Consider the following 13,090-nt stretch of genomic DNA (forward strand, 5'->3'; position numbering starts at 1 on the left):
ACTCAGGGCAAGCCTGGCACGATCAATACAGCGTTTGTCGAGCGTCTGAATGCAACCCTACGAACGTGGCTCCCAGCACTGACACGACGCTCCCGGCATGCCGGGAGCGATCAGGAGCGACTGGAACGCCATTTCTTTCTGGTTTTGGTGGCCTACAACTTCATCCGTCCCCATCGCTCCCTTCGGCTGCGGGGAGATCGTCGCTGGACCGAGCGAACGCCAGGAATGGCGGCGGGCCTGACGGATCATCCCTGGACGATGGAAGAACTCCTCTTATTTCGGTTGCCGCCTCCTCAAGCCGCTTGACCACGACTCCACGCCGTTCTGTGGTCCTACCCTGTTCCTTACAGGACAAAAGAATATGGCAGTAAAAAGAATGGTGTGCTGCACGCGTTTTTATATGTTAAAATAATGAGCATAGGATTAAGAAGCGGTCAGGATTGGTGACTTTAAAGTCAGTAGCCGAACCCTCCCCGACAGGGCTTCGTAAGTCCACAGCCGGCCCCGCAGGGGTTCTCCCACGCCGCCCAGAAGCTTGAGGGCCTCCTGGGCCATGACACTGCCCACTATCTGAGGGACCGGACCCAGCACGCCGGTCTCGTCGCAGGAGGGGGCGTCGCCAGGGGTGGGGAACAGATCGCGCAGGCCAAACTGTGGCCCGAACACGCTGACCATGCCGCTGCTGCCGCTGGCCGCGCCCCAGACCCATTCACTCCCGCTGTGCGCGCAGGCATCGGCAATGGCATAGCGCGTCTCGAAGTTGTCGGTGGCGTCTACCACCAGCGTGACACCTGCTATAGCGCGCTGCATGTTTGCGGGTTCCAGCCTGGGAGCGGTGCCGATCTGCACGAATGGGTTTATCGCCTGCGCTCGCGCCGCCGTCACCTCTGCCTTGGAGCGGCCCACGTCGGCTGCCGTGAATTGCGTCTGGCGGTGCAGATTGCTGACGCCCACCGTGTCGCCGTCCGCGATCAGCAGCCGCCCTACACCGGCCCCGGCCAGCAGCGTGATCACCGGGCCTCCCAGTCCACCCGCACCCACCACCAGCACGCTCGAATTCCGCACCCGTTCCTGTGCCCCGGCCTCCAGCCATTCGGGCACCAGCAGTTGCCGAGAGTAACGCCGCAGTTCCTCGCGGGAGAGGACTTCAGCGGCCCCCTGCGCCTGCAAGCCGGTTTCACCTGTGGTCATTGCCCCGAGTGTAAAGGAGTCCCGTGTCGGGGGACTTGATCGGGCCACAGTTCAGGCATGGTCCAGTCCCGGCCCACTCTGGCCTGCATCCACTCGGATTTGCCTCCAGTGCCAGGCGCACGCTCTCGCTGCTTCCCTGATGTGCTGCTCCTGGTCTGCGCGCCCGCCCTGGCCCTGCCCTACAATGCGGCGCGTATGTTGCCGCTGCTGGTCGCTCTCATTTCCTACCTGCTGGGATCGCTGGTCACGGGCGTGCTGTACTCGCGGGCGCGCGGAGCGGACATCAGTGGGCGCGATCTGCCGGGGGGCAGCGGCACCTACCGGCAATTCGGGCGCAACGCCGCCATTCTGGTGACCGCCGGGGACATCCTGAAGGGGGTGCTGGCCGTGGCGCTGGCCCGCGCGCTGACGCCGGAGCTGACCTGGCTGGCCACCCTGGCGGTGGTGCTGGGCCACTGTTACCCGGTGTTCTTCCGTTTTCAGGGCGGGGCCGGGATCGCGCCGTTTCTGGGGGCGCTACTGGTGGCCGCCCCACTGACGTTGCTGGGCACGCTGGGCACCGGACTGGTCCTGATTCCGCTGTACCGGGCCACGTTGCAAAGCCGTCTGAAGCTGAACGCCGTGCCCTTCGCCACCGCCGTGGCCGTCCCGGTGGGCCTGCTGCTCAGCCTGCGCTACGGCGGCCTCCCTGATCTGCTGGCCGGGGGCGCGGCGATGGCGCTGCGGGCCGTACATTTGCTGGCCTTTCCGGTGGGGCCGGGGGACCGGGCGTGAGCCAGAGACTGCGGGTGATACGCGGATGATACAGAGACTGCGGATGATACAGAGACCATACGTGAGGCAGGGGCGGCGCGTAAAAGCACTCATTCGGCCCGTTCTCGCCCTGCTGCTGGGGCTGGCGTGGGTGGGCGGGGCGCAGGCCGCTCCGGTGCTGGAGGGCCGCACCCTGCGCTACGAGGACGGGCCGAACCTGGTCTGGCAGCGCAGTTTTCCGGCGGCGCTGGGCGACCTGAGCGGTCCGCTGGAGGTGGGCGGCGTGACGTACCTGGGCGTGGGGCCGAAGGTCTACGCCTACACGGCGCGGGGCCGGGTGCTGGGCCGCGCCGATCTGCCGGGGCCGGTCAGTTCGCTGGACGCTTCCGGGGGTGTGGTAAGGGTGACCACCGGGGGAAGCGGGTACGCCGAGCGCTTCACGCTGGCCGCCGGACCCTCTGGCCCCAGCGTGCAGGAGCGGGTGGTCTTTCCGCCAGACGCGGGCGTGACTGGCTGGCTGCTGCGCGCTGCCCAGGCCGTACCGGAGGCGGGCGTGCAGGCGGCGGCGAACGATGATCCCACCAATCCCTTCCTGCTGCTGCGGCTGGCCGAACAGCGCCGGGCGACAGGCGACAGTTATGCCGCCCTCAGCACCGTGCGGCGGGCGCTGGGAACCGCGCTGCCGTTTCCGGCGTGGGTGCAACTGGCCGCGCGGCTGGACACGGCGGGCTATCCGGCAGCCGCCGATCTGGCGCTGGACCGTGCCCGCCGTGACGCCGCCGGACGCGGCCTGGACCCCGACGTGCCGGTCAGTCGGGCGGCCCTGGGGGCTTACGGCAATCCCAGCGCCTACCTGGGCACCCTGCTGGCACAGAACCGACTGGCCCGCGCCGAATCGTGGATGGCCTACCTGCGCGAACTGCACCCGCGTTTCGAGGGCGGCCCGGCGCTGTACGCGCGCTACGCGGGCATTCTGGAAACCCAGGGCCGTGCGGGCGAGGCCGAGGAGTGGCGGCAGTTCTCGCGCTCGCTGCGGGCCGGGACGCTGTACAACCTGGGGCCGAATGGGCTGGGCAGCGTGCGCGACGCCGCGCGGCTGTCCACGCTGGCACTGGCGCTGAGTCTGCTGGCGGCGGCGCTGGTGCTGCTGGTCCGGGCTTGGCGGGCACAGGGTCAGGCCACCCGGCCCCTGGGCGGGCGCTTCCGGGCGTGGCTGCGCCGTCCGCTGGCCCGCGCGCGCTTCGTCTCGGTGGCCTACGCCTCCCTGAGCGAGCGATTTTTGCTGACCCTGCTGCTGGCCGGGCTGCTGGCCTCGCTGGGCGGCTGGCAGTGGGCGAATCAGGCGGGCGCAGCGCTGCGCAGTCCGGCGCTGACCACCGGCACCTACGGCGGCGGCTGGGGCAATGCGGGTCTGGGCGACCTGAATCTGCGCCCCGGCCCGGACAGCGCGCTGCTGATCGGCCTGGCCTCGCAACTGGACGGCGACGATTCGGCGGCCCGTCAGACCTACACGGCGGCCCTGCCCGACGCCTGCGCCCTGAACAACCTGGGCGTGATCTCGCAGGCGCGCGGTGACGAGGCCCAGGCCCGCGAGCAGTACCGCGCCGCGCTGTCGGCCCGCCCGGACCTGGGGGCCGCCGCCTTTAATCTGGGCCTGAATCCTGGCAGCCCCGACGCCAGCTTCCAGCGAACCTACCGCCCTGGCCAGCCCCGGCTGTGCTACCCGGACGGGCGCAGCCTGACCCGCGCCGTGACCGGGGACCTGAGCGTGACCCTGCGCCGGTCACTGCTGGACCCGGCCCAGGTGCTGAGCGCCGCACCGGGCCGCAGCCTGCGTCTGGGCTGGGCTTTATTGGGCACGGCGCTGCTGGGCGCGCTGCTGCTGCTCTCGCTGCTGCTGCCCCGCGCGGCCCAGACCTCCGCCCAGGCCCGCCCGCTGCTGGTCCGGGCACTGACCGCCGTGCTGCCCGGCACCGGCCTGATGAACAGCCCCTGGGGCGGCATGTTGCTGCTGGCCTGGGCGGCGGTTCTTGCGGCGCTGGCCCCCCGTGTGGGCCTGGTGACGTTCCCGGATCTTCCCCTGCTGGCTCCCGACAACGTGCAGACCGGCCTGCAAACGGGCCTGATCGCCGCGCTGGCCGTGATCTACGTCCTCAACACGGTCATTCTGCTGACCGCCGAGGTCCGGCAGGTCCGCCGACAACGTTGGGAAACCAGGGCGGAGGGCTGAGCTTGGGGGAGAGGCTGCCTCTGGTTCGGGTTACGGACCTCTTCTGTCCTGCTATTGCCGTGGGGTGGTTGAAGCCGTATTTCTTCGTCTGACTGGGGAAAAATCGTTTGCCACACGCCTTGTTCTGGCTGTTGAGCGCGCCCGGATCATCTTGGTGAACTGTCAGTCGGGTCACGCCGCCCCTCACGCTTTTCCGTTTGTCACTGCGCCGTTTTGCGACATGCGCTAGACTCGGGGGCGTGTTTTTGTCTGCGGTGAATATTGTGGTCCTCTGGCCGGTCATGCTGTGCCCGACGCTGCTGGGGCAGGTGCGGGGATGAAGCTCAGCCGCCTGCCGCCGGGCTTTGGGCTGGATACGGCGGCGCAGGGGCTGGCGCTGCGGCAGGAAGCGGTGCGGAACGTGCGGCGCGACTGGACCGAGACGGGTTGGCGGGCGCAGGGCACCGTGACCGAGGCCGGGGTGGATTATGAGGCGTCGGTGGAGTTGCTGCCGCCACCGGACCAGCAACTGCGCGCGTCGTCGTGTACCTGCGGGCGCTACCGCTGCCGCCATGTGGCCGCGCTGGTGCTGGCCACCGATCTCCCCGACGGCCCGCGCCCGCAGGCTCCAGCCAGCGCCAGCACCCAGAAAATGCAGGCCGAGGAAGCGCTGGACGCCCGCACCCAGCAGTGGCTGGCGGGCTTCGGCGCGTCGGGGCGCACGGCGTCGCGTGGGCGGCAGTTCGAGCTGCGTTACGTGCTGCGCCTGCTGCCGCCCTCCAACGGCACGTCGCCCACGCGGCGGGTGGCCCTGCGCGTGGTGCGGTTGCCAGTGCGCGGCGAGGTTCCCGATCTGCGCGCCGCCGAGACGTATCCGGTGCCGCGCAGCCTGTCCACCGCGCCCGCTTTCGTGCGCCGCGACGCCGATCTGCTGCGCCTGCTGGACCTGGCCACCGACTCCACCCGTCAGGCGGGCCGCTACGCCGAGGAACTGCACGCCCTGGGCGGCCATCCGGCGGGGGACCTGCTGATCGAGTCGCTGCTGGACAGCGGACGGCTGTGCTGGGACCGCCCCGAAATGCGGCTGGCGCGTGGCCCGGACCTGGGCGGGACGCTGGCCTGGACTTCCGACGGGCGGGGGGCGCAGTCGCCGTCGCTGGAGATCGCGCAGGTGCCGGACGCGGTGCTGCTGCCCACGCCCAGGCCCTGGGCCGTGCAGCCGTCTGCTGGTCTGCTGTCGCGCGTGGTGGCCGACGCGCCGCCCGAACAGGCCGCCCGTTTCCTGTCCGGCCCCACGCTGCAACCCGCGCAGGCCACGGCGCTGGCCCACGCGATCACGGCCTCCGGCCTGGGCCTGCCGATTCCGCAGACCGTGAAAGTACGCGAGGAAACCCTGCCCTACACGCCGCAACTGCACCTGATGGGCCGCCTGGGCACCGTGTACGTGCCGGACCGCTGGATGATGCGCGAGGAGGAACAGACCCTGGCGGTGGCCGAGCTGAGGCACGCTTACGGCGGCCTGCTGGTGCCCGATTCGCCGGGTAGCCTGTCCGAGACGCCCAATCCCACGGTCTACCGCGACGGCGTGCTGACCCGTATTCCGCGTGACCGGGGGCTGGAGCGAGAGGCCGAACATGCGCTGGACCGGGCGGGCTTCGATACGGTGGCCGAGGCTTTCGACGAGTACACCTTCGGCCCCGAACTCCAGGACCTGCTGACCCTGGGCGACGAGGAATCCTGGATGGATTTCATGCGCGGCGGGCGCGCGGACTTGGAGGAGCGAGGCTTCAGCATCCACGTCCACCCCGATTTTCCCCTCAACTTCGCAGAGATCAGCGACTGGTACGGCGAGGCCGACGATTCGTTTGGCGGCTGGTTCACCCTCGACCTGGGCATCGTGGTGGACGGCGAGCGCGTCAGCCTGATCCCCGTGCTGGCCGATCTGATCGCCCGCCAGCCTGAGCTGTTCTCGCCGGAGGCTCTGGCCGCGCTGGACGACGATGAAACGCTGTTCGCCGCGCTGGGTGATGGCCGCCGCGTGGCCCTGCCCGCTGGCCGCATCCGCGCCATTCTGGGCGTGCTGGTGGAGCTAAACCTGCGCGATCTGCCCGCCGGGCCGCTGCGCCTGCCTCTGCTGGACGCTGCCCGTCTGGCCGAGCTGGAAGGGGCGTTGAAGGCCCGCTGGGTGGGCGCGGAACGCCTGCTGGAGCTGGGGCGCAAGCTGCGCGACTTCGGCGGCATTCAGCCTGTCGAGCCGCCTGCTGGCCTGAACGCCGAGTTGCGCCCGTATCAGTTGCAGGGTCTGGCGTGGCTGCAATTCCTGCGCGAGTACGAGCTGGGCGGCATTCTGGCCGACGATATGGGTCTGGGCAAAACGGTCCAAACTTTGGCCCACCTCCTGATCGAGAAGGACGCGGGCCGTGCAGACCGTCCCAGTCTGGTGATCGCGCCCACCTCCGTGATCGGCAACTGGCAGGCCGAGGCCGCGAAGTTCGCTCCAGACCTGAAAGTCCTGACGCTGCACGGTAAGGAACGGCGCGAGCTGTTCAGTGACATCGACGATCATGACCTGATCCTCAGCACCTATCCGCTGCTGCCGCGTGACCTGGATGAACTCCGCAAATTCAAGTACCACATGCTGATTCTGGACGAGGCGCAGAACATCAAGAACAACAAGACGGCGGCGGCCAAGGCGGCGGGCAGCGTGGACGCGCGTCACCGCCTGTGCCTGACGGGGACGCCACTGGAAAACCATCTGGGCGAGTTGTGGTCCCAGTTCAACTTCCTGTCGCCGGGCCTGCTGCACGATGAGAAGACTTTCCGCGAGCTGTACCGCACCCCCATCGAGAAGCGTGGGGACGCAGGCCGCCGCGCCGCCCTGGCGGCCCGCGTGCGCCCGTTTATCCTGCGCCGCGAGAAACGCGACGTGGCCCGCGAGTTGCCGCCCAAGACCGAGATCCCGGTGCGCGTGACCCTGGACGGCGACCAGCGTGACCTGTACGAAACCGTGCGCGTGACGATGGAAAGCCGCGTGCGCGAGGAATTGCAGGCGCGTGGGCTGGCCCGCAGCACCATTGCCATTCTCGACGCCCTGCTCAAGCTGCGTCAGGCGGTCACCGATCCGCGCTTGGTCAAGCTGGAGGCGGCCAAGAAGGTGCAGGGCAACGCCAAGTTCGACTGGCTTCAGGGCAACCTGCCTCAGATGATCGAGGAGGGCCGCCGCGTGCTGATCTTCAGCGGCTTTGCCACGCTGCTGGGCCATCTGGAAACGTGGGTCAAGGAACAGGGCATTCCGTACTCGATGATTACCGGGCAGACCCAGGACCGCCAGAAGCAGATCGACGCTTTCCAGCGCGGCGACACGCATGTGTTCCTGATCACGCTGAAGGCCGGGGGCGTGGGCCTGAACCTGACGGCTGCCGACACCGTGATCCATTACGACCCGTGGTGGAATCCCGCCGCCGAGGATCAGGCCACGGACCGCGCCTACCGGATTGGGCAGGACAAGCCGGTGTTCGTGTACAAGCTGATCGCGGCGGGCAGCGTGGAAGAGCGCATTCTGGAACTCCAGGCCCGCAAGGCAAGTCTGGCGCGCGGCATTCTGGACGGCGGCCTCAGCGAGGCCACGCAGCTCACCTCACACGATCTGGACCGCCTGTTCGCCCCGCTGGAAAACGAGGAGGAAGAGGAAGGGGTGGAGGTCTAGCGGCAGCCAGGGAAGCCGATTTGCTGCCCCTGGGGCGGCGGTGTGTTGATCATCTGGGGCGGCGTTACTCTCCCCGGATCCAGTCCACTTCCAGTGCAAACCGTTCGGCGCGGTTGTTGCCCACCGTGAGACCAAAGAAGATGACCCTGCTGGGATCGAGCGCCGGTCCCGCGACCTGCTCTCCCGAACGGGTGGGGCGCAGGGAGTCGAGGGCCACCCTCACCTCGGTCCACTGTCCGGCCACCGTGGCAAATTCGTTGCGGTAGGTCACCCCGTTCTGGGCGCTGGTCCCGAGTTGCAGCGCGTACCGCTTGCCGTCGCCCCGGACCCGCAGGCGCAGGGCCGAATACCGGCTCAGGTCAAAGCGGCCCGGATTCGAGCGGACGCCCGCGAACCCGCCGTTGTTTTCCAGCCGGACCTGACCCGTGAACTCAAGGACCCCGCCGCCCACCCGCGCGCGGCTGCTGGACACTCCGCCCATCACCGTGTCGTTGCGGGAATACCACGCGGGTTCGGCGGCACCAAAGTCCAGCACCGCACCCGAGGAGGCCGCGCCCGAGAACAGCGCGATGCACAGAGCAAGACTTTTCATGCCCTGAGCGTAATGGAGGGTTCGGCCAGCAACCATGGGCCGCCGGACAGTCTGTGGAAAGGCTTTCCCGTGTGCGGTCCTGTCTGCAAACGGTTCAGTGCTGTGTCATGTCCATCATCGGCAATGCGGGCAGGGCTTCGGCCCCCCGCTCCTTAAGCATGGTGGTCATGCTCCTGATCTCGGCCCCCTGCGTGGCCTCGATCTGCCGGGCCAGCGCCTGAACCTCGGGGCGAATGCCCGCACCCAGAGCGGGTTCGGCCATCATCAGTGCGCCCTGGTGGTGGCGGGTCATCAGTTGCAGGAAGGTGATCTCGGCCTGAGCGGGGGGCAGGGTGTCCAGAGTTTTGACCTGCTGCGGCGTCGCCATGCCCATGCCCAGTGCGTGTTCGGCGGTCATGCCCGCGCCGCCCCACGGACGGTTCCACAGGGTCAGCCAGCCGTGCATCTGCCCGATCTGCTCCTGCTGAGACAGCATGATGTCCAGCGCCAGCGTGCGGACGGCGGGATCGTTGCCGTTCTCACGGATGCGGGTGGACAGGTCCACGGCCTGCGCGTGGTGCTGGATCATCTCGCGCACGAAGCGGACCTCGGTGCTGCCCTCGGCGGGGCCGCTGCCCTGGCTCAGGCGGGGGGCAAGCAGCAGGGCGGCCAGCCCCAGCGCCACCACCACCAGCAGGGCAGGGAGGGCCAGTCGGCGGCCAGTTTCTCTGGGTGTGGTTGGGGACATGCGGGTCAGTATAGGAACGGCTTCTGTGGGCGAATGACCTGCGCCGTAGACTGCGGTCAATGGCAAACGAAGTCGACACCTCTCGCCTGCTGGGTGTGGATACCATCTCGGGCATCGTGGGCCGGGCCTGGACCGATGGGTTAACAGCCGCCGGGCAGTACGGCCCCACACTGCTGCTGGCGCTGGCGCTGGTGGCGCTGTATGCCCTGCTGTTCTGGATCCTCTCGCGCGTGCTACAAGGGGCCGTGCGCCGCCTGGTGCCTGCCGAGGCCCAGCCGGTCACCCGCCAGTCCCTGCGCGTGGTCCTGCGCCTAACCTACCTGATGCTGGTGGCGGTGTCGGTCACGGCGCTGTTTCCGGCTCTGTCAGGGTACGGCCCGGCCATCTTCCGGGTGTACATCCTGCTGCTGTTGCTGTACGTGGGCTGGAATCTGCTGGAGTATTTGCTCCACCGCCAGACTGCGCGCTGGGGCCTGGACGCAAGTCTGGAACTGCTGCTGAAAAACGTGGTGCGGGTGATCTGGTCCATGAGCGGCATCTACCTGATCTTCCAGCAGTTCAACGTGAACCTGTTGCCCATCCTGGGCGGGCTGGGCGTGCTGGGGCTGGCGGTGGGGTTTGCCGCGCAGGACATTCTCGCCAACCTGATCAGCGGCGTGACCCTGCTGCTGGACCGGCCCTTCCGTATCGGCGACTGGATTCGCGTCGAGGACCAGGAAGGACAGGTCAGCGGCCTGACCCTGCGGACCACCCGCATCCGCACCCGCGACAACGAATTCGTGTCCATCCCCAACAAGGACGTGGCCGGGGCGGTGGTGGTCAATCTCTCGGCGGGCGGCCCGCTGCGCGTCAATGTCCTGATCGGCGTGGAATACCGCGAGCGGGTAGAGGACGTGCGCCGCGTGCTGCTGGAGGTCATGGCCGCGCAGCCCAGGGTGCAGCCGGAACCTGCCCCGGCGGTGCTGGTCCGGGAGCTGAGTGCGTCGAGCGTGGACGTGATCATGCGCTTCTGGGTCAGCGAGGCCGATATCGCCTCGTACCCGGTGATTTCCATGCAGATCAGGGAAGCGGCCAAGGAAGCCCTTCAGGCGAACGGCATGGACATTCCCTTTCCGCATCTGCAACTCCACATCGACGGCGCGAAGGGTCTGGAGGCATTTTTGCCCGTCGCGCCGGAACCCTCGGCCCGGCCCCAGCGTGAGGAACATTGACCCGGCTCCTCCCGACCCGCTCCCGGCTCGTCTTCCGCGCCGTGTGGCCCGGTGTGCTGGGCGGCGCGGTTATCGGCGCAGCTCTGTGCGTTCTGGCCGCTTTTCTGGGCGAGGTCCGCGCCCCGGAAAGTCTGTTGCTGCTGCTGATCGTGGCGGGAGGGCTGGTTGGAGCATTTGCTCTGAGCCGCCGGATTCTGCATGTCGGCGCTGGACTTCTGGCGCTGCTGCTCTCGCTGTGCCTGCTGACCCCCGTGCTGCGCGGACCGCTGAACGCGCTGACGCTCTCTGAGCCGCCGCAGAAGGCCGACGCCATCGTGGTGCTGGGGGGCGGCGTGCAGTGCGGCACGCGGGCGCTGGCGGATTCCAGCCAGACCCGATTGCTGGCGGGCCTGCAACTGTGGCGGGCCGGGTACGCGCCCGTCGTGACCGTCTCCGAGCAGTCCGATGTGTTCTCGGCCACCTGTCCCAAGATGAGTGTGATCGAGCGCGAGATCATCCGGGGGCTGTACCCGCAGGATGGCCCCGAGATCCTGACCCTGAGCAATGTCACCACCACCCGTGACGAGGCGGCCCGCGTGCGCGATCTGGCAGCGGTGCGGGGCTGGAAGCGGGTTCTCTTGGTGACCAGCCCCAGCCACTCGCGCCGCGCGGCAGGCATGTTCGCCTCGCAGGGAGTGAACGTCGTCAGCGTCCCTGCACCCGAAACGCGCTTCGATTTCACGTTGCCGCTGCCCTCGGACCGGCTGTACGCGCTACGGATGGTGCTGTACGAGTGGCTCTCGCGCATCAAAAAGGAAGTGGGCGGCACGCCGGAGCGGTGAGTCGAGTCCCGGAAATCCCCTCCCGCGCACTGCGTTTCCCGTTCCGCCTCCCCTAAACTGCCCCCATGACCACCTCCTCTCTTCCCACAATCACCGTGATCGGCGCGGGCCTGGCCGGGTCCGAAGCCGCGCTCGCCGCCGCCAGCCAGGGCGTGCGCGTGCGCCTGCACGAGATGCGCCCCGTGAAAATGACCCCCGCCCACCGTTCCGGCGGTTTTGCCGAACTGGTGTGCAGCAACTCGCTGGGCGGCGAGGGCGAGCGCCAGAGCAAGGGACTGCTTCAGGCCGAACTCCGCAGCGTGGGCGGCGGCATCGTGACGGCGGCGGACGCCTCCAAACTGCCTGCCGGAAATGCCCTGGCTGTGGAACGTGACGAATTCAGCGCGCGGGTGACGAAGGCGGTGCGCGAACACCCGTTGATCGAGGTGATTGACGGCGAGGTGGAGGCCGTGCCGGAGGGCATCACCGTGATCGCCTCCGGCCCCCTGACCAGCGACGCCCTGGCCGCCGACGTTGCCCGCGTGACGGGCAGCGAACGCCTGAGTTTTTACGACGCCGCCGCCCCGGTGATCGACTTCGCCAGCATCGACATGGACGTGTGCTGGCGGGCCGGGCGCTATGACCAGAGCGCCGATTACATCAACTGCCCGTTTACCAAAGACGAGTACCTGGCCTTTTTTGGCGCGCTGGAACAGGCCCGCGCCCATACGCCGCACGACTGGGAAAAGCTGGAATTCTTCGAGGGCTGCATGCCCATCGAAGAAATTGCGCGCCGGGGCGTGGATACCCCCCGCTTTGGCCCCATGTCGCCCAAGGGTCTGGACGATCCGCGCACCGGACGCTGGCCCTACGCGGTGGCGCAGCTCCGTCAGGAAGACCGTGAAGGGCGGCTGTGGTCCCTGGTGGGCTTTCAGACGGGCCTGAAGTGGGGCGATCAGAAGGCGGTGGTGCAACTGATTCCTGGCCTGAACGACGCCGAGATCGTCCGCTACGGCGTGATGCACCGCAACACCTACCTGAACGCGCCGCAGGTGCTGGACTCCAGCTTGCAACTGCGCGCCGATCCGCAGAAGTTTGTGGCAGGCGTGCTGGCCGGAACCGAGGGTTATCTGGAATCGGCGGCGACGGGCTGGCTGGCCGGAACAAACGCGGCGCGGCTGGCGCTGGGATTAATGCCGCTCACCCCACCCGCCGAGTCCATGCTGGGCGGGCTGGTGCGTTACCTAGCCAGCGCCAATCCCAAGAACTTCCAGCCCATGAACGTCAACTGGGCACTGGTCCCCGAACTGCCCGCGCCGCAGCCGGGGCCGAACGGCAAGGTCCGCAAACTGGGCAAGCAGGAAAAGCGTCCGATCCTGTTCCGGCGCGGCCTGAACGCCTTTATGGCCTGGGCAGGGGAGGAGGCGGGCTTGCAGGTGACGCCGCCGCCAGTGCCGCATGGGGAGGAGAGTGTGGAGGCTCAGGCTCAGCCGGTTTTGCGCTGAGGAGTGATGTAAAACTGGGTTTTGGGGTGGCTCCCACGGTTTAATACGGACTCCGATTAATTTCTTGACAGAGGCCACCAGTGAAAGAGGGTCTGCTGGGAGAGGAGGTTCGGCTGGGTTTCGAGCCAGGCACACTGCTGGCCCAGGGTATCGGTGAAGTCATCCATCGTTTCAAACCAGCGGTTGGCAACCGTGGCGTCGGTGAGGTCCCACAGGCGCTCTACAGGTTGCAGTTCTGGTGAGTACGCGGGCATGGTGATGGTCTGAATGCCGGGGGGATGTCCCTCCAGCGGAGGGACATGAAAGCCTGCACCGTCTTCAACGACCAGCACGCAGTGCTGCTCACTCGCACCCACACTGCGAGCGAAAGCGGCCATCACCCTTTGATACGCCAGC

At 68.0% G+C, this 13,090-nt stretch carries 9 protein-coding genes and 2 pseudogenes; 7 read left to right on the forward strand and 4 right to left on the reverse strand.

Features of this window, described 5'->3' with window-relative positions; all coding sequences use genetic code 11:
• Positions 1–306, forward strand: a pseudogene (locus Q319_RS28385) (IS1-like element ISBeg1 family transposase); the annotation flags it as partial.
• A gap of 117 nt (positions 307–423) precedes the next feature.
• Here Q319_RS28385 and Q319_RS0119445 read toward each other — a convergent pair.
• A complete protein-coding gene (locus Q319_RS0119445) occupies positions 424–1,191 on the reverse strand; it encodes a HesA/MoeB/ThiF family protein (protein WP_051655582.1) in 768 nt (255 codons plus the stop codon).
• 195 nt (positions 1,192–1,386) lie between these two features.
• On the opposite strand from Q319_RS0119445, the gene Q319_RS0119450 reads away from it, so the two are divergent.
• The 3 genes from Q319_RS0119450 (at position 1,387) to Q319_RS0119460 (ending at position 7,859) form a co-directional block, all read left to right on the forward strand.
• Positions 1,387–1,965, forward strand: a complete 579-nt coding sequence (locus Q319_RS0119450) for a glycerol-3-phosphate acyltransferase (protein WP_029484102.1) — start codon at positions 1,387–1,389, stop codon at positions 1,963–1,965.
• Between the two features lie 43 nt (positions 1,966–2,008).
• Positions 2,009–4,174, forward strand: a complete 2,166-nt coding sequence (locus Q319_RS0119455; protein WP_245619380.1) for a hypothetical protein — start codon at positions 2,009–2,011, stop codon at positions 4,172–4,174.
• Positions 4,175–4,490: 316 nt separating this feature from the next.
• A complete protein-coding gene (locus Q319_RS0119460) occupies positions 4,491–7,859 on the forward strand; it encodes a DEAD/DEAH box helicase (protein ID WP_029484104.1) in 3,369 nt (1,122 codons plus the stop codon).
• Between the two features lie 64 nt (positions 7,860–7,923).
• Here the strand turns inward: Q319_RS0119460 and Q319_RS0119465 are convergent, their stop codons facing one another.
• On the reverse strand, positions 7,924–8,451 hold the full coding sequence (locus Q319_RS0119465; protein WP_051655583.1) for a CIA30 family protein: 528 nt from the start codon (positions 8,449–8,451) through the stop codon (positions 7,924–7,926).
• Positions 8,452–8,545: 94 nt separating this feature from the next.
• Positions 8,546–9,178, reverse strand: coding sequence for a DUF305 domain-containing protein (locus Q319_RS0119470; protein WP_051655584.1), 633 nt, complete (start codon positions 9,176–9,178; stop codon positions 8,546–8,548).
• Positions 9,179–9,237: 59 nt separating this feature from the next.
• Between Q319_RS0119470 and Q319_RS0119475 the strand changes: the two genes are divergently transcribed.
• From Q319_RS0119475 to trmFO, 3 genes are all read left to right on the forward strand, one after another.
• The gene (locus Q319_RS0119475; protein ID WP_051655585.1) at positions 9,238–10,389 is read left to right on the forward strand and encodes a mechanosensitive ion channel family protein; all 1,152 of its coding nucleotides are present in this window, start codon (positions 9,238–9,240) and stop codon (positions 10,387–10,389) included.
• Positions 10,386–11,210: a YdcF family protein gene (locus tag Q319_RS0119480; RefSeq protein WP_245619382.1), complete on the forward strand. Its 825-nt coding sequence runs from the start codon at positions 10,386–10,388 to the stop codon at positions 11,208–11,210. Before Q319_RS0119475 ends, Q319_RS0119480 begins: the two co-directional genes overlap by 4 nt.
• 65 nt (positions 11,211–11,275) lie before the next feature.
• Positions 11,276–12,694, forward strand: coding sequence for a methylenetetrahydrofolate--tRNA-(uracil(54)-C(5))-methyltransferase (FADH(2)-oxidizing) TrmFO (gene trmFO / locus Q319_RS0119485; protein ID WP_034415935.1), 1,419 nt, complete (start codon positions 11,276–11,278; stop codon positions 12,692–12,694).
• A 56-nt stretch (positions 12,695–12,750) separates the two neighbouring features.
• On the opposite strand, the pseudogene Q319_RS0119490 reads toward trmFO, so the two are convergent.
• A pseudogene (locus tag Q319_RS0119490) lies at positions 12,751–13,090 on the reverse strand (hypothetical protein); the annotation flags it as partial.

Source organism: Deinococcus marmoris DSM 12784 (genome assembly GCF_000701405.1).
In the GTDB taxonomy this organism is placed as follows: Bacteria; Deinococcota; Deinococci; order Deinococcales; family Deinococcaceae; genus Deinococcus; species Deinococcus marmoris.

What these genes read in the sequence shown, in the direction of transcription:
- Q319_RS0119465 (WP_051655583.1), bottom strand. Translation starts at nt 8,451, where the DNA reads ATGAAAAGTCTTGCTCTGTGCATCGCGCTGTTCTCGGGCGCGGCCTCC.
- Q319_RS0119460 (WP_029484104.1), top strand. Translation starts at nt 4,491, where the DNA reads ATGAAGCTCAGCCGCCTGCCGCCGGGCTTTGGGCTGGATACGGCGGCG.
- Q319_RS0119450 (WP_029484102.1), top strand. Translation starts at nt 1,387, where the DNA reads ATGTTGCCGCTGCTGGTCGCTCTCATTTCCTACCTGCTGGGATCGCTG.
- Q319_RS0119470 (WP_051655584.1), bottom strand. Translation starts at nt 9,178, where the DNA reads ATGTCCCCAACCACACCCAGAGAAACTGGCCGCCGACTGGCCCTCCCT.
- Q319_RS0119445 (WP_051655582.1), bottom strand. Translation starts at nt 1,191, where the DNA reads ATGACCACAGGTGAAACCGGCTTGCAGGCGCAGGGGGCCGCTGAAGTC.
- Q319_RS0119455 (WP_245619380.1), top strand. Translation starts at nt 2,009, where the DNA reads ATGATACAGAGACCATACGTGAGGCAGGGGCGGCGCGTAAAAGCACTC.
- trmFO (WP_034415935.1), top strand. Translation starts at nt 11,276, where the DNA reads ATGACCACCTCCTCTCTTCCCACAATCACCGTGATCGGCGCGGGCCTG.
- Q319_RS0119475 (WP_051655585.1), top strand. Translation starts at nt 9,238, where the DNA reads ATGGCAAACGAAGTCGACACCTCTCGCCTGCTGGGTGTGGATACCATC.